Annotated in this window: 13 protein-coding genes and 3 tRNA genes; 8 read left to right on the top strand and 8 right to left on the bottom strand. The window is 45.3% G+C overall.

The genetic code is table 11. The features are described from left to right. Positions 1 to 32: 32 nt before the first annotated feature. Positions 33 to 617: a 5'-deoxynucleotidase gene (yfbR, locus tag CWO08_RS16730; RefSeq protein WP_017060613.1), complete on the bottom strand. Its 585-nt coding sequence runs from the start codon at positions 615 to 617 to the stop codon at positions 33 to 35. 168 nt (positions 618 to 785) lie between these two features. After that, positions 786 to 2021 (bottom strand): pyridoxal phosphate-dependent aminotransferase, encoded by a 1236-nt coding sequence (locus tag CWO08_RS16725; RefSeq protein ID WP_107899290.1) that lies wholly within the window; start codon positions 2019 to 2021, stop codon positions 786 to 788. Positions 2022 to 2317: 296 nt separating this feature from the next. Between CWO08_RS16725 and CWO08_RS16720 the strand changes: the two genes are divergently transcribed. The 7 genes from CWO08_RS16720 to CWO08_RS24025 all read left to right on the top strand — a co-directional run bounded on the left by CWO08_RS16720 (position 2318) and on the right by CWO08_RS24025 (position 10008). Continuing rightward, complete coding sequence (locus tag CWO08_RS16720) at positions 2318 to 3625, top strand: isochorismate synthase MenF (protein WP_102480116.1); 1308 nt, start codon at positions 2318 to 2320, stop codon at positions 3623 to 3625. Beyond that, positions 3622 to 5346 (top strand): 2-succinyl-5-enolpyruvyl-6-hydroxy-3-cyclohexene-1-carboxylic-acid synthase, encoded by a 1725-nt coding sequence (menD, locus tag CWO08_RS16715; RefSeq protein WP_102530046.1) that lies wholly within the window; start codon positions 3622 to 3624, stop codon positions 5344 to 5346. Before CWO08_RS16720 ends, menD begins: the two co-directional genes overlap by 4 nt. Positions 5347 to 5355: 9 nt before the next feature. After that, on the top strand, positions 5356 to 6165 hold the full coding sequence (menH, locus tag CWO08_RS16710; protein WP_102478630.1) for a 2-succinyl-6-hydroxy-2,4-cyclohexadiene-1-carboxylate synthase: 810 nt from the start codon (positions 5356 to 5358) through the stop codon (positions 6163 to 6165). 93 nt (positions 6166 to 6258) lie between these two features. Next, positions 6259 to 7125, top strand: coding sequence for a 1,4-dihydroxy-2-naphthoyl-CoA synthase (gene menB, locus CWO08_RS16705; RefSeq protein WP_017060170.1), 867 nt, complete (start codon positions 6259 to 6261; stop codon positions 7123 to 7125). Positions 7126 to 7200: 75 nt separating this feature from the next. Continuing rightward, on the top strand, positions 7201 to 8208 hold the full coding sequence (menC, locus tag CWO08_RS16700; RefSeq protein ID WP_108020802.1) for an o-succinylbenzoate synthase: 1008 nt from the start codon (positions 7201 to 7203) through the stop codon (positions 8206 to 8208). Positions 8209 to 8260: 52 nt separating this feature from the next. Then, entirely contained in the window at positions 8261 to 9700 is a 1440-nt protein-coding gene (gene menE, locus CWO08_RS16695) for an o-succinylbenzoate--CoA ligase (RefSeq protein ID WP_108020801.1), read from the top strand. Between the two features lie 140 nt (positions 9701 to 9840). Next, complete coding sequence (locus tag CWO08_RS24025; RefSeq protein ID WP_048664248.1) at positions 9841 to 10008, top strand: hypothetical protein; 168 nt, start codon at positions 9841 to 9843, stop codon at positions 10006 to 10008. Between the two features lie 133 nt (positions 10009 to 10141). Here CWO08_RS24025 and CWO08_RS16690 read toward each other — a convergent pair whose 3' ends face one another. From CWO08_RS16690 to CWO08_RS16680, 3 genes are all read right to left on the bottom strand, one after another. Next, the gene (locus CWO08_RS16690; RefSeq protein WP_108020800.1) at positions 10142 to 11062 is read right to left on the bottom strand and encodes a YeiH family protein; all 921 of its coding nucleotides are present in this window, start codon (positions 11060 to 11062) and stop codon (positions 10142 to 10144) included. A 157-nt stretch (positions 11063 to 11219) separates the two neighbouring features. Continuing rightward, positions 11220 to 13094, bottom strand: a complete 1875-nt coding sequence (locus CWO08_RS16685; protein WP_108020799.1) for an MFS transporter — start codon at positions 13092 to 13094, stop codon at positions 11220 to 11222. 17 nt (positions 13095 to 13111) lie between these two features. Beyond that, entirely contained in the window at positions 13112 to 13702 is a 591-nt protein-coding gene (locus tag CWO08_RS16680; protein ID WP_108020798.1) for a TetR/AcrR family transcriptional regulator, read from the bottom strand. Between the two features lie 197 nt (positions 13703 to 13899). Between CWO08_RS16680 and CWO08_RS16675 the strand changes: the two genes are divergently transcribed. Then, complete coding sequence (locus CWO08_RS16675) at positions 13900 to 14811, top strand: Tim44 domain-containing protein (RefSeq protein WP_108020797.1); 912 nt, start codon at positions 13900 to 13902, stop codon at positions 14809 to 14811. A 637-nt stretch (positions 14812 to 15448) separates the two neighbouring features. Here the strand turns inward: CWO08_RS16675 and CWO08_RS16670 are convergent. The 3 genes from CWO08_RS16670 to CWO08_RS16660 all read right to left on the bottom strand — a co-directional run bounded on the left by CWO08_RS16670 (position 15449) and on the right by CWO08_RS16660 (position 15907). Next, positions 15449 to 15533: transfer RNA gene (locus tag CWO08_RS16670), tRNA-Tyr, on the bottom strand. A gap of 102 nt (positions 15534 to 15635) precedes the next feature. Beyond that, positions 15636 to 15720, bottom strand: a tRNA-Tyr gene (locus tag CWO08_RS16665). 102 nt (positions 15721 to 15822) lie between these two features. Further along, positions 15823 to 15907, bottom strand: a tRNA-Tyr gene (locus CWO08_RS16660). Positions 15908 to 16003 lie beyond the last annotated feature (96 nt).

The raw sequence follows: 16003 nt of genomic DNA, 5'->3' as shown, positions 1-16003 counted from the left end.
TATTTAGCTAATTAAAAACAACTTATACCCAGCTAGCTTATCTCGTCTAGTGATAATTCAAAGCTTGGCGCAAATGTGGTGAGAAAGTAGTCCATTTCTGGGCTTTTGCGTTGTTCGAGTGTCTCTTCCAGTCGGCGCTTGGCTTGCTCGTATTCATGATTGCCCGCACTGAGCTCTTCCAAGCATTTCAGGTAAGCACAGATGGTGTCGGCCTGCTTGACGATGCTTTGCTCTTCTTTACTCGCTGTTCCAGATATTAAAAATGGGGCGAAGTCGTCTCGGAACTCCTCTGGCAACATAGAAAGCAGTCTTTGCTCTGCTGCGGCTTCTATCTTCTTATATTCTTGGGCGATATCCGGGTTGTAGTATTTAACTGGCGTTGGCAAATCGCCTGTCAGTACCTCACTGGTGTCGTGGTACATGCCAAGCAGAGCAATATGCTCAGGATTAAGTTGACCATCAAACTTCTTGTTTTTGATCAGCGCCAAAGCGTGGGCAACGAAAGCGACCTGTAGGCTGTGTTCTGAAATGTTCTCGCTTGAAACAGATCGCATCAGGGGCCAACGTTGAATCAGCTTCATGCGTGCGAGATGGGCGAAGAAATGGCTCTGTTTCATAAGTGTCCTGTCTAGAGAGTGCTCCACTCGTACCTTGTGTTTGCCACAAACTGTACGAGACAGCGGATACAAAAAAGGCTCCTAAACAGGAGCCTCTTAAGCATAGAAGTGAATGAATACAAGTTAAAGTCTTTTAAAACAGCAAATTGTAGTCATCTCTCGTTGTGTTTATTTAGCGTCGATAAGATCGTCTTGGCTGTAAGTTTGCAAGAAGCGCTCTAGGCGGCCAATCGCCACTTCAAGGTCTTCAATGTGTGGCAAAGTCACAATACGAAAGTGATCAGGTTTAGGCCAGTTGAAGCCTGTACCTTGAACCAATAACACCTTCTCTTGTTTCAGGAAGTCGAGTACGAACTTCTGATCGTCTTTGATGTTGTACATCTTGGTGTCGATCTTAGGGAACAAGTACATTGCGCCTTTCGGCTTCACACAAGAAACGCCAGGGATCTTGTTAATCAGTTCCCATGCTCGGTCACGTTGCTCAAGCAGTCGACCACCAGGAAGAATCAACTCATTGATACTCTGATAGCCGCCTAATGCCGTTTGGATAGCGTGCTGCATTGGTACGTTGGCACACAAACGCATCGAGGCAAGCATCTCTAGCCCTTCGACATAACCTTTTGCTAGGTGTTTAGGACCTGTTAAGAACATCCAGCCACCACGGAAACCACATACACGGTAAGCCTTAGATAGACCGTTGAACGTGACCATTAATACGTCTTCAGCAAGCGTTGCAACAGAGGTATGCACTGCACCATCGTAAAGTACTTTATCGTAAATCTCATCAGCGAAGATGATTAGGCCGTGCTCACGTGCAATTTCGACAACTTGTAGTAGGAAATCACGGCTGTAAACTGCACCTGTTGGGTTGTTCGGGTTGATAAGAACGATGCCGCGAGTCTTTGGAGAGATTTTCGCGCGCATGTCGTCTAAATCTGGATACCAATCAGCATCTTCATCACACATGTAGTGAACCGGTGTACCACCAGAAAGCGCAACAGACGCTGTCCATAGTGGGTAGTCCGGAGCGGGAACTAAGATTTCATCACCATTATCCAGTAGCGCCTGCATAGACATAACGATAAGCTCTGATGCGCCGTTACCAATGTAAACGTCTTCTACATCAAGGTTACGTAGGCCTTTTTTCTGGTAGTGCTGAACAACCGCTTTGCGGGCTGAATAGATGCCTTTTGAGTCGCAGTAACCTTGAGATGTCGGTAGATTACGGATTACGTCAACAAGGATTTCATCAGGGGCGTCAAAACCAAATGGGGCGGGGTTACCAATATTAAGCTTTAGTATTTTATGCCCTTCTTCTTCCATGCGCTTAGCATGTTTGAGTACAGGCCCCCTGATTTCGTAGCATACGCTGTTGAGTTTTGACGACATCCCGATATTTTGCATTGCCGATTTCCTGAAATTAATTTAAATACTTTATTAAAGTACCGCAAAATGGCGTTTGATAGAATAAAAATCTGATGAATGTCGCATTTCAGTGTCACGTTTGGTCTTTTTGTTGTCACTATTTTCTAAATTTTAATTAATCGCTTTCTTGGTTATTGGCTAAGATGAATAAAGGGGCGGGATCGCTTAAAATCACAGGAATGTTGAAAAGATATAGTACATTCTTGATCTAAGTGGGTACTGCCCATAAAGTATCAAACTAATATAATAATAATTTAGATGTGAACGAGGTCGATTTGTCACATTTCCAGCAAACTATCTCCGCTTTGATTGAGCGAGTACAAAATGCCCAAGCAAGCGAAGTTCGTTGTGTTGAAGTTCTAACGCAAAAACCATCGTTTGCATTTATTGAATGGCTTCATGCTCAACCGCTCTTTCCTAAGTTCTACTGGCAGTCACGCGACACTCGTGAAGAGGTTGTTGCGCTCGGACAGTTACATACGTTTTCAGACCCGGCACCCGCCTACGCGATTCTTGGTGAAGACCAACGAATCTGGGGGGGACGATCGTTTGACGGGCACACCGCAAAGAACCGTCGCTGCATGGAATCGTTTTTCTTCCTTCCTCAGGTTGAATTAATTCGCTTTGACAATACTTGGTCGCTGGCCGTCAACTTGTCTCCTGATCGCGTTGCTTCTATCAATGCCTTAAATAAGTTATCCGTTGAAGCGGCGATATTGGCGCCTTTGTCTGCCCATATTGAACAGATCAATCACGTTCCAGAAAGAGAGCAATGGGGCAACCTTGTCGATAAAGTGCTGCAAGGCATTAGCGACGAAGAGTATAAAAAAGTCGTTTTAGCGCGTAAAACCACGCTACAACTCGATGCGCCTATTTGTGCGGCTCAATTACTTAAAGCCAGCTATCTGCAAAATCATCACAGTTTCCACTTTATGTTGGTGCTGGACTCTAAACACAGCTTTATTGGCTCGACGCCAGAGCGCTTATATAGCCGACATGGTACTGAGCTCGATACCGAAGCGCTTGCTGGAACCATTGGTCGTGGAGAGAACGCTACTGAGGATATGGAACTGGCCAACTGGCTTTCTCAAGACAGCAAAAACCTCAATGAGAACCAGTATGTGGTTGACGACATCATTGAGCGTCTCACTCCTCATTCTCAAACGGTCCATGTTGAAAAGGATGCCCGCTTAGTGCGCTTGCGTAAGGTGCAGCATTTGAAGCGCAATATCCATGCTCAACTTAATAATGGTGTTAATGGTGTGCAGTTGCTTGCTGCCTTACAGCCAACTGCAGCGGTAGCGGGTTTGCCACGTAAAGAAGCGATGGATTTCATTCTTGAACACGAACCGTTTGCTCGAGGCTGGTATGCAGGCTCTGTAGGCTATATCAGCCATCAGAGAGCGGAATTCTGCGTGGCGATTCGAAGTGCCTTGATTGTAAACGATCAAGTACAACTGTTTGCTGGAGCAGGGATCGTGCCGGGATCGGTTGCTGAACATGAGTGGCAAGAGCTGAACAAGAAGATGTCGACTTTGCTCAGCCTAATTTCCGATCATCCACCACTTGGTGTGGCGTCATGAATCACGACCAAGCCGTATTAAATAGAGTTTGGTGTCACACATTACTTGAAGAGCTAGCACGCAACGGTGTTGAACATGTTTGTGTTGCACCGGGCTCTCGCTCAACACCGTTAACTCTCGAAGCTGAAGCTAATCCCAAGTTAACCTTACACACGCACTTTGATGAGCGTGGTCTTGGATTTTTGGCTTTAGGTTTAGCTAAGGCGAGTAACAAGCCCGTTGCGGTGATTGTGACATCGGGAACAGCTGTCGCGAACCTTCTTCCTGCGACCGCTGAGTCTGGGTTAACACGAGAGAAGCTGATTTTACTGACTTCAGATCGACCTATCGATTTAGTGGATTGCGGCGCTAATCAAGCGATCCAGCAGCAGGGTATCTTTTCGTCTCATGTTGAAACGGCGCTAAACCTGCCAAGCCCAACCACACAAGTTTCTTTGAACTGGCTGCTAACATCGGTTGATAGTGCGCTTGCGAAACAATGCAATGTTGGCGGCGCGATTCATATCAATTGTCCGTTCCCAGAGCCGCTCTATTCTAAGAACAGTGCTGAAATGTATGCGGATTACACTAAAAGTATCGCAGGGTGGAGCTCATCAGCCAACCCGTATTCTAATACTTGTTTACCCAATCATTTGACTGTACAGCCAGTAGCGCCTGGCGATTACCTAGAGCGTAAAGGTGCCGTGATTATTGGTTCGATTGATAAAGAAGCGGCAACAAAAGCGCAGCAGTTTGCTTCTGCTTTGGGCTGGCTAATCTTCTGTGATCCTCAATCGGGCGTGAACAGTGATTGGAAGCATTATGATCTGTGGTTACAGAGTGACTCAGTTAAAGAGCAACTCAACCAGTGTGATTTTATTCTTCAGTTTGGTGAGCGCATCGTTTCTAAACGATTAAACCAATGGATTAAGTCACAAGCAGCTTGGTTCGATTGCACGCAATATGTAGTGGTTTCACCTGATGCGCACCGTATAAATCAAGATCATCTACCTCAAACTCATATTGTTGCCAATATTGAGTCATGGATAACCGATCAACACCTGCCAACATTGTTAGGCAAACACTCTGGTTGGGCGACGCCTTTAATCGAGGTCGCAAATACCGTTCAGCAACTCGCACTCGCACAAATATCCAATAATGACCAACTGACAGAGTTGAGTGTTGCGGTTGACTTGTCGTCTAGACTTAAAGACAGAGAGTTGTTTGTGGGAAACAGCTTGATGGTAAGGCTGGTGGATATGTTGTCGTCAATATCTGCGAATCGAGTTTACAGCAATCGTGGTGCATCGGGCATTGATGGCTTGGTGGCGACGGCTGCGGGCGTGGTGAAAGCCAACCAGAATCCCTTATTGATGTTGATTGGCGATACTTCTTTGCTTTACGACATCAACTCACTCGCTCTGCTGACTCATAATTTAACGCCGATGGTTATTGTTGTAACCAACAATGATGGTGGTGCGATCTTTGATTTATTGCCGGTGCCAGAGCAGCAGAAACAGTCACTTTATCAAATGCCTCATGGTTTCAGTTTTGAACACGCTGCTGCGCAATTCCAGTTGGGATACGCTGCGCCAGAAACCTTGAATTGCTATCAAACCATTATCGAACAACATTTCGAACAGGGTCAGGGTACCTTGCTCGTGGAAGTTAAGACGCCTCCCGAACAAGCGTCTACTTTGCTGAAACAATTCAGTTCAATGCTCACCGAGGCATTAGCCTAAGGACTTTACATGCTTTACTCCGATTATTACCCAGCTGTACAAGATTCTTCTGACAAACCTTTGCTTGTTTTTTTACATGGTTTACTCGGAAGCGGGGATGATTGGAGTGCATGTCATCCATTCCTCGAGGACTTTCCTCTCCTTTGCATAGATTTACCCGGACACGGACAAAGTCGCTTTATCGATCCGGTAGGGTTTGATCATTGCTGCAAGAAAATTGTCCAGTGCATCACATCTCAACTGGCGCTCAACGATCTTCCTGCTAATTACCCTATCGTGGTGATCGGATATTCTATGGGCGGCAGACTCGCTATGTATGGGGTGACAAGCCCTTGCTTCGAGACGCTTAACCTAGAGAAAGTCATCATTGAAGGTGGCAACTTTGGTTTGGAATGTGATGAAGAAAGAGCACAAAGGTTAGTACATGATACGCAGTGGGCTGTTCGTTTTGCACAGCAGTCGATTGAAGATGTTTTAGACGATTGGTATCAACAAAGCGTCTTTTCTTCACTAAATCATGAGCAAAGACAAACTTTGGTCATAAAGCGTAGTGGTAACCTTGGAGTATCCGTAGCAAATATGTTGTTATCTACTTCGTTAGCTAAGCAACCGGATTTACGTGCCACATTGAAATCTCATGAGCACTTATTGCATTATGTGTGTGGAGAAAAAGACCGTAAATTCATGGAGCTAGCTGATAATAGTGGCTTTGAATATAGTCAGGTGGATTACGCTGGTCATAATGTTCATTTTGAGCAACCAGAACTGTTTTCCAACCTGATAATCCAATGTATCGCCAGTCGTCGTAAATCTGACTGAGCGATTCTCTCGTATCAAGCACTATCAAAAGCAGAGCAACACCGTCACGACTACTCGTTAGTCGTGGTCTCTAATAGAACAATGGGAATCACCATGGCTAAAACAGTAGGCATCACAGAAGAAGAACTTTACGCGGCAGTTAACTGGAGCGATGAAAGCAGTCAATACGAAGATATTCAGTACCACAAGTCTGACGACGGTATTGCAAAAATCACGATTGCGCGTCCTCAAGTCCACAATGCGTTCCGTCCACAAACCGTAAAAGAGATGATCAATGCATTGGCTGATGCTCGTTACGACGAGAAAGTAGGCGTGATCATTTTGACGGGTCTTGGTGAGAAGGCGTTCTGTTCTGGTGGTGACCAAAGTATTCGCGGTGACTACGGCGGCTACCAAGACGATTCAGGTACACATCATCTGAACGTACTGGATTTCCAACGTCAAATTCGTACTTGTCCAAAACCAGTAATCGCAGCGGTATCGGGTTGGGCTGTCGGTGGCGGTCATGTACTTCACATGATGGCAGACCTTACGATTGCTGCTGAAAACGCGCAGTTCGGTCAGACGGGTCCTAAAGTAGGTTCATTCGATGGCGGCTGGGGTGCTTCTTACATGGCTCGTATCGTTGGCCAAAAGAAAGCGCGTGAAATCTGGTTCCTATGCCGTTTCTACGATGCTCAAGAAGCTTTGGACATGGGCTTGGTGAACACGGTTGTGCCTGTCGCTGACCTAGAAAAAGAAACCGTTCGTTGGTGTCGTGAAGTGCTGCAGCACAGCCCAATGGCTCTACGTTGCTTGAAAGCAGCTCTTAATGCTGACTGTGATGGTCAAGCCGGTCTACAAGAGTTGGCTGGTAACGCAACCATGATGTTCTACATGACAGAGGAAGGTCAAGAAGGCCGTAACGCATTCAACGAGAAACGTCGACCGGACTTCGACAAGTTCCCGCGTAACCCATAGTCTTTCTCCTTTTCAAAATGAGTCGCTAATAGCGGCTCGTTTTGTTTTGATGTTCCCCGTTTTTTAGGAAACTTTATGAACTCAGTGAATTCTCAGCGTCACGCTAAACTCTACCGTTATCAATTACCTATGGATAGTGGAGTGGTTCTTCGTGACAATAAGTTGAACGAACGCGTTGGCTATGTCATCCAACTAGAGTGTGACGGTAAAACAGGTTTTGGTGAAGTTGCGCCTCTGCCAGGCTTCAGCCAAGAAGATGCTGAACAAGCCGGTATTCAACTGCAACATGAATTAGAGCTTTGGAGTCACAACAACCCTCAAACGCCTTTTAATGAGCTATATCCTTCTGTTGCCTTCGGTTTTTCGATGGCGATGATGGAATTACGAGGCGAACTCAACACGGAAGGTAACTACCAGGCTGCGCCTTTGTGTACAGGTGATCCAGATGAACTGATCCCTGTACTAAATGAAATGGAAGGCGAGAAGGTTGCAAAAGTGAAAGTCGGCCTCTACGAAGCGATTCGCGATGGCATGCTGGTTAGCTTATTCCTTGAATCGATTCCGGATTTGACTCTAAGGCTTGATGCCAACCGTGCGTGGAAGCCAGAAAAAGCGAAGCAGTTCATTAAGTACATTTCGCCTTCATTACGTCAGCGTATCAGCTTTATTGAAGAACCTTGCCAAAAGCCGGAAGACAGCTTGGCATTTGCTATTGACCACGGCGTAGCGATTGCTTGGGATGAAACACTGCAAGAAGCTGTGCGTAATCCAGAGTTTGATCTTAGCGACCTTACTGGTGTTAAAGCTGTAGTTATCAAGCCAACTCTCATTGGCTCTGTAGAGCGTTGTGTGGCAATCATTGAGCGTGCACAGCAACTTGGAATTAAACCTGTATTGAGTTCAAGCATTGAGTCGAGCCTAGGTCTGACTCAGATTGCTCGTCTGGCGCAGCAATATCTGCCAAATGAAGTGCCGGGGCTGGATACGATTGGCTTGTATCAGCAACAGTTGGAAGTTTCATGGCCGGGTTGCCAACTTCCTGTTTCGACTCTTGATCAGCAGCAACTGATTTGGTCTTCTTAGGCTGATCGTTTGATTGGCTTAGACACTTTTCAATCTATAACTTGGTTATCTTATGATGCGCCCACAATCTAATAATCACCCACTTTGGGAACAGTGGGCGCAGCAGAACCCACTTCAACCAGCGCTAGTGACTACTCACCGTACTTATACTTGGCGACAAGTGTTTGTGTTGGTGAGTGAGTACCAACAACAGCTATCTCATCAAGGCCTATCTGAAGGTGATGTATTGACGATTGTTGGTAAGAACCAAGCTGAAGTGCTCCCTGTTTACCTTGCCGCACTCAATTTGGGTGTGGTTTGTGCATTAACGATGCCTCAGCCTAGTTTACGCCTGAAGCAAAAGCTCAATGCCTTATATCAAGCAGATCAACAGAGCTACCTTTGGCTTTTGGGCAATAGCGGGATAGAGCAATCAGAGACTGCTGATTTGAATACTCAGTTGGTGACCTTACCTTGTTTAAATGAAGTGAAGATCGATGCTGATGACAGTTGGATAACGACATCTCAAGAGTCCAACTTCAATCCGCAAAATCTCGCAAGCATCGTATTTACTTCAGGCTCTACCGGAAACCCGAAAGCAGTGGCTCATACACTTGATCAACACCTATGCTCTGCCGTTGGATTGTTGGATGAATTTCAATTTAAATCTACGGATACTTGGCTGCTTAGCTTACCTATGTACCATGTGTCAGGGGTGGCAATTGTTCATCGTTGGCTGGCTGCTGGTGGCTCTATCAAAATAGGCTCTGGTAACCTTGAATCAGACATTGAAGGCTGTAGCCATGCTTCGTTAGTCGCTACGCAACTGCATAGGTTATTAAAGGGTAAGCAAGTACTTACTTTAACTCATGTGTTGTTGGGTGGAAGTCATATTCCAGAAGCGCTTGGTCTTGAAGCTCAGCAAATGGGTATTGAAACTTGGCTTGGCTACGGCATGACAGAAGCGGCCTCAACGGTGACAGCAAAACCGGTTGATGCAAGCAGTACTGCTGGTTTCGTGCTTAATCATCGTCAATTGAAAATTGAAAACCAACGCATCTACATTGGTGGAGAGACGCTCGCGTCCGGTTATTACTATCAAGGTCAATTAACGCCATTGGTGGACGAGCACGGTTGGTTTGACAGTAAAGATCTTGGCTTGTGGGATGGCGAGCAAGTGTCGATTATTGGCAGAGCCGACAATCAATTTATTTCTGGCGGTGAGAATATTCATTGTGAAGAAATTGAGCGTGCACTCAATCAGCTGCCGGAAGTTAAGCAAGCCTTTATCGTACCCGTTGAAGACCGTGAATTTGGTTTTAGGCCAGTTGCCATTGTGGACTGTGATCAAGTGCCAACCAAAGATTGGTTTGCAGAACAGTTACAAGGAAGCCTAGAGCGATTTAAGTTCCCAATCGAATACCACCGCATGCCAGAGCAAGAACAACTGGGCATTAAGGTGTCGAGAGCGGGATTAGCGCAGTGGTTGTTGCAACACCGGCGCTCTAACTAATTGAGTCGGAGGTTTTTTGTTCACTTGGCCTGCAGTTAGTTAATTTAGCAATTAGATAGTTCAAAACAGAATTTATTATCTTTATAACCATCAATCATAATAAGCCATATAAATAACGGATTATAGAATAAGGTCTTATTATGAAAATTGCCCTCATCATTGCGGTTTTGCTGCAGATAGGCCAAGCGGTTACTTCGTCAGGGTTGACTCGCTCGTTGGCTGAACTCACCGCATTTGTGTTGGTTGTGGTACTCGTTTTAATGAAAAGAGAGAGCAAGAAGAGTGATAAGCCCCTGTTTGATTCGTGATTGTTGCAACAAAGAATATTTTTACCACAAACGATAAAGGCAAAGCCCATTTGAGCTTTGCCTTTTTGTTGTGTCATTCGCTAATCTGAGTGTCTAGGTAATCGAGCAACTATCTAGAGCGTTCGCTTGCGGTCTAGGTGAGAGTTAACCACGCCAATGAACCTGTCGAGATCATGACCCACATTGTAATACCAAACATCAATGGTTTCGGTCCTGCTGCTTTTAACTTCTCAACTGAAATACCACAGCCAATTAAGAACAAACACACCACCAGTGCTCGCTTAGACACATCAAAGATTCCTTGATAAACCATCTCAAATTGTGGCAGTAAGTCACTCACTGCGATAGCAGCGCAATAGAAGAAAATGAAGTAGGGAACCGTAATCTTCTTTTGATCGTTCTTGAAGAGCATCGCACTGATTAAAGCGATTGGGATGATCCAAAGTGCCCGAGCGAGCTTCAATGTGGTCGCTGTCGTCAGTGCTTCTTCGCCATACGCTGAAGCTGCGCCGACAACTGAAGACGTATCGTGAATCGCAATAGCTGCCCAAGTACCAAATGTTTGTTGGCTGAGTTCAAGCGCGTGACCAATCATAGGGAATAAGAATAGAGCGACCGAGTTCAACACGAATACAGTGGCTAACGCCAAACCAATCTGTTCATCTTCTGCTTTGATTGCCGGAGCTACAGCTGCGATGGCGCTACCACCACAAATAGCGGTGCCAGAAGAGATAAGATAGCCTGTGGTGCGATCTAGCCCCATGCGTTTCGCTAAGAACCAGCCAATCACCAGCGTGCCGATGATGGTAGTGATGATCAAGCCAATACCGTCGCCTGTTACTGCTAGCGCTTTCTCAAATTGAATACCGAAACCTAAGCCGACAATCGAGTAGGCCAGAAGCTTTTTAGTTAATTTGCCAACCTCTACGTTCTCAGGCACTAAGCCTAAGCTCGCAAGCAGAAAGCCGATAACCAGTGCAGTAGGGGAGCTTACCCATGGGGTTAAGCAAAATAGAGCAGCAAGATAAAACGGAATGGACTTATTCATTTTCATTATATTGTTTTTGTCGTTTCTGGTTATGGCAGCATAGCGAAGACTATACGCTTAACTTAATGATAAGTAAGTCTAAATGAATTGAACAAACGTTAAGAAAAACTAAACGTTTGTTCATAGCTATGAATTTGGCGTAATAAAGCGTGAGTTCAACGAGTTATCGTAGCGATCCACGGAGCTTAGCAACCGATTGACGAAGTGTCTCACACGTCGCTTCCTTCGGTGAAATAGGTTCACCAGCTTCAATCTCTAACTTAGTCCAGAAGCGGCTTGGTAGCCCTTTGCATGCTCGCCCTTTGAAACGACTAAAGTAGCTGCCCCAAAGGCCTTTGAGTGCCATTGGAATCACTGGGACAGGAGAGCGTCTAATAATCAGCTCCATGCCACGCATGAACTCTGCTACTTCACCATCAGAGGTGAGTTTACCTTCAGGGAAGATACACACGATGTGACCTTCATGAAGCGCTTGTTCCACTTCTTTGAAAGCGTTACGAATAGAGCCGCGATTGGTCGCGGAGATTGGAATAACCCCTGCTCTTTTCAAGAAGCGTCGAATCGGCGGTAACTTGGTGTAATCCTCTTCCATCACAAAGCGAATCAAACGTGGGCAAACCGCACTCAGTAGTAATGCATCCATATAACTCACATGATTACAGACGATTAGTGCGCCGCCTTTTTCAGGTAAGTGATGCAGGTTCTTATGTTTCACACGGTACATGGTATGAGTGACCACCCATGTAAAGAAGCGGAACGCATAGATAGGCACCTGATAAAACAGATAGAACATCACCAAGGTGTTAAACAGAGCCAGCAACACAAAAAGCTGTGGAATGGAAAGTTCAAGCACACTCAGACAAATGATGCCTAGTACAGCACTTCCCACCATGAACAGTGAGTTGTAGATATTGAGTCCGGCAATCACTTGTGCTCGTTCGTCTGGCTTGGCTCGTAACTGCATCAAGGAATACAGAGGAACAATAAAGATACCGCCAGATATCCCGAGCAGTAACAAGTAAGCAAACAGTGGCCAAAGTTCTGAGTGGGTGACGAATTGGTGGAATGAGCCGAAATCAGGCAGCGATTCAGGAATCGATATCGCCATCAATAGACCAAATACTGAAATCCCTAAGCTTCCCATTGGCACGATGCCGATTTCAATTCGGTGATTGGACAACTTGTCACACGCTAAAGAACCTATGGCAATACCCACCGAGAACAGTGCCAATAAAAAGGCGACCGAACTTTCAGTGCCATTTAAGTGCAGCTTAGTGAAGTTTGGGAATTGAGTGAGATAAGCCGCGCCAAGGAACCAGAACCAACTGATAGACATCAGAGCTTGGAAGGTCGGGCGGTCTTTTTTGGCAATCGCAAGTGTTGCTCGGGTCAGCTTTACTGGCTGCCACTTCACTTTCAAATCAGGTGCGTTACTTGGCGCTTCAGGGATAAAGCAGCTAGATACGTAACCAAGAACCGCGAATGACACGATGCACACCGCAGCAATAAGCTTAGCGCCTTCTTCTGAAGCAATAATGCCAGCACCAAGAGTACCAATCAGAATCGCTAGGAATGTACCAGTCTCAACCAGAGCATTGCCAGAAACGAGCTCTTTTGTCTTGAGTTGTTGTGGAAGTAGGGCGTATTTTACTGGGCCAAAGAAGGCACTTTGTGTCCCCATCAGAAACAGCAGTAACAGCAATATTCCGTAGCTTTCATAGATAAATCCGATCGCACCCAGTGACATGATCACCACTTCAAGGAGCTTAACTTTTCGGATAAACCAAGATTTTTCGTATTTATCAGCCAGTACACCAGCCAAGGCAGAAAACAGAAAGAAGGGCAGAATAAACAGGCCTGCAGCCAAGTTTATGAATAAATTACTGGAGATAGGCAGCGTGTCTACGCTTGCGAAAGCAACAAACAGTAACAGAACATTTTTGAATATGTTGTCATTAAAGGCTCCCAGAAATTGGGTAATAAAGTAGGGTAGGAACCTTTTTTGCGTTAACAGCGAAGATTGGCTGCTGTTGTTCATTCTCTTTCCTTGGATGCTTACCAGTTGGTTAGGTAGTTTGAGACTAGGTTATTGATCAGTTCTTTACCATCGATAGGCTCAGAGGCGAAAAACTTATCATCAACGCTAAGTAGAGTAATTCCATGTACTCCAGACCATAATACACGGCTGGCTTTAACGACTTCACTTTCTGTATGTTCAGGAGCAATCGCGACTAGAAGCTGCTCAAGCATACCGGTCATTTTATCGATACGGTTCGATTGCCATTCAGGAAGGTTTTCACCGTTCATGTTGTGCTCGAAAATAAGCTGCCAACGGTGAGGGTGTTTTTGTGCAAAATCGTGGTAGCAGTAAGCAAGGTTGAATAGAGCTTGCTGAGGATTGTTCGATTGTTCAACTGCGGCCGCTGATTCAGACGCCAGTTCATCTAATGTTTGAGCAACAACGTGCAAAAGCAGTAGGTTGTAGTTACCGAATACATTCACCAATGTACTAGGAACATAACCAATCATATTGGCAATTTTACGTAGACTTAACTCGTGATAAGAGTGCTGGTCTAAAAAGTCTGTCACTGTCTTTAAAGTCAGCTGAACTAATTGTTCTCGAGTGTGATCGTTTCTGCGTGCCATGATTAGTTTCTAGTAAATGAACATCGTTCAATATTTTAATGCCCTCCCCGATAGCCGTCAATCCTTCCGCTAATTAAGTAACCAATTAATAGCCGCAATATTATGATACATGTGTAAACACCGTGAATATTTCATTGTTCTTTGTTAACGAGTATGATTAAGGTGTCGAAAGATAAAGAAACCTATAAAGGATAATAATGAAACGATTTTTCTCACTAGTCGCGATCCTGTTGGTAACAGTCGCGGTGACGCCAATCGCGGAAGCGAAAAAGTTTGGTGGTGGTAAGTCATTTGGCAAAAGCTTTAAAACGGCTCCAGCACCAAAACAACAAAATACGAATTCGATCCGTCAAGATCAAACGGGTAAGAACACAGCTGCTAACTCTAGCAAGAAAGGCCTTATGGGCGGTCTGCTAGGTGGTCTACTTGCTGGTGGTCTATTAGCGGCGTTCTTTGGTGGCGCATTTGAAGGTATCCAGTTCATGGATATTCTGATTATGGGTCTGATCGCTTTCCTAGCGTTTAAATTCCTACGCGGAATGTTGGGTGCTAAGCAGGGCTCAATGAATCAGCAGAATGCACGTGGTCAACAGCCAGCATTCGGCGGCATGGGTCAGAACAAGTTTGAACAGCCAAAGCAGCAGCAACCAAATGTTCATAACTTCGAGCAAGCACAACCTCAATCACAAGGCACTGCTGGTGGCTTTGGTTTTGGTGCACAAAGCGATGTTCCACATAACTACCCACCGGGCTTTGATCAAGCGGCCTTCATCAATGGCTCTCGTGAGCACTACCGTACACTGCAAGGTGCATGGAACCACAACGAGCTAAACACGATTGAAGAGTACGTGTCTCCAAGCCTATTTGAAGACCTAAAAGCTGAGCGTAACAAGCTAGACGGTGATCAGCACACCGACGTAATGTACGTTGATGCTGAAATCGTTCGTGCTGACCACGATGGTAGCAAAGCACAACTAAGCCTACAGTTTAGTGGTCGTTACCGTGATACAGCGGATGGCATCGAAGAAGATATCACCGATATCTGGCACTTAGAGCGCGATCTAACTACTGACAATGCGCCTTGGCTAATTGTTGGTATTCAAGGTTAATCTCGATAGTTAACTAAAAATGAGTTAACTAGATATTACTTTGACTATTGAAAGCCCCTACGGAGAAATCTGTAGGGGCTTTTTTGTGTCCGGTTGTTTGGAACTGTAAATTTTAAGAAGGGCGCTTGTCTTCGGGTTATAGAAAATGCAGTTCTTTAGATATTTGCGTTGGTAGAAAACGGTATCATCACGACAATTATTTAGAGTGATACTTTGTGCTAACAGTGAGTTAGGCTGAACGCTATTTAGATATTCAATTTGGGTGTCTAGCCAAGATAGAGGTGTTCATCGTGACGACTGAGTTTTTCGAGCCGATACTAGAACCTGAAATACCACTTCAGCAGAAACAACAAATAGCGGATGGGTGTGAGGAGTATGTATCTACAAACTGCTTAGGTTGCGCTGCTTACTTGGTATGTGAACGCAATATGGAAGTCTGGAGAGACTGAGCGCTCGATGATCTTCAAGAGATTCAATCTTGTTGTGAGATCTACGGATCGAAGTTTGAAGTGTTGAACTTAAACAGAAGTGGCTTCAAGTCTAACCTTGATAAGGCAGGGTTTACCAATAAAGCATTCAGAAACGAAAAAAGCCAACTCAATGAGTTGGCTTTTCGATTTTCCAATTAAGGAGAATATGGTGGAGGGAGACGGATTCGAACCATCGAAGGCAGTGCCGGCAGATTTACAGTCTGCTCCCTTTGGCCACTCGGGAACCCCTCCAGGGTGTGTCTTACTCTTCACAAAGTAAGCCTGAATTGATGTTTTCCCATAAGCCCATCAATCAGGTTGTTCTCTTAACTCTCGAAATAGGTAAGAAGAATATGGTGGAGGGAGACGGATTCGAACCATCGAAGGCAGTGCCGGCAGATTTACAGTCTGCTCCCTTTGGCCACTCGGGAACCCCTCCAGGGTGTGTCTTACTCTTCACAAAGTAAGCCTAAATTGATGTTTTCCCATAAGCCCATCAACTAGGTTGTTCTCTTAACTCTCGAAAGAGGTAAGAAGAATATGGTGGAGGGAGACGGATTCGAACCATCGAAGGCAGTGCCGGCAGATTTACAGTCTGCTCCCTTTGGCCACTCGGGAACCCCTCCAGGGTGTGTCTTACTTTTCACAAAGTAAGCCTAAATTGATGTTTTCCCATAAGCCCATCAACTAGGTTGTTCTCTTAACTCTCAAAAGAGGTAAGA

The sequence above is a fragment of the Vibrio sp. 10N.286.48.B8 genome (assembly GCF_003050085.1).
GTDB classification, from domain to species: domain Bacteria; phylum Pseudomonadota; class Gammaproteobacteria; order Enterobacterales; family Vibrionaceae; genus Vibrio; species Vibrio crassostreae.
Note: the sequence above shows the minus strand (reverse complement) of the source record. Positions and strands in the feature narration are given on the sequence as shown.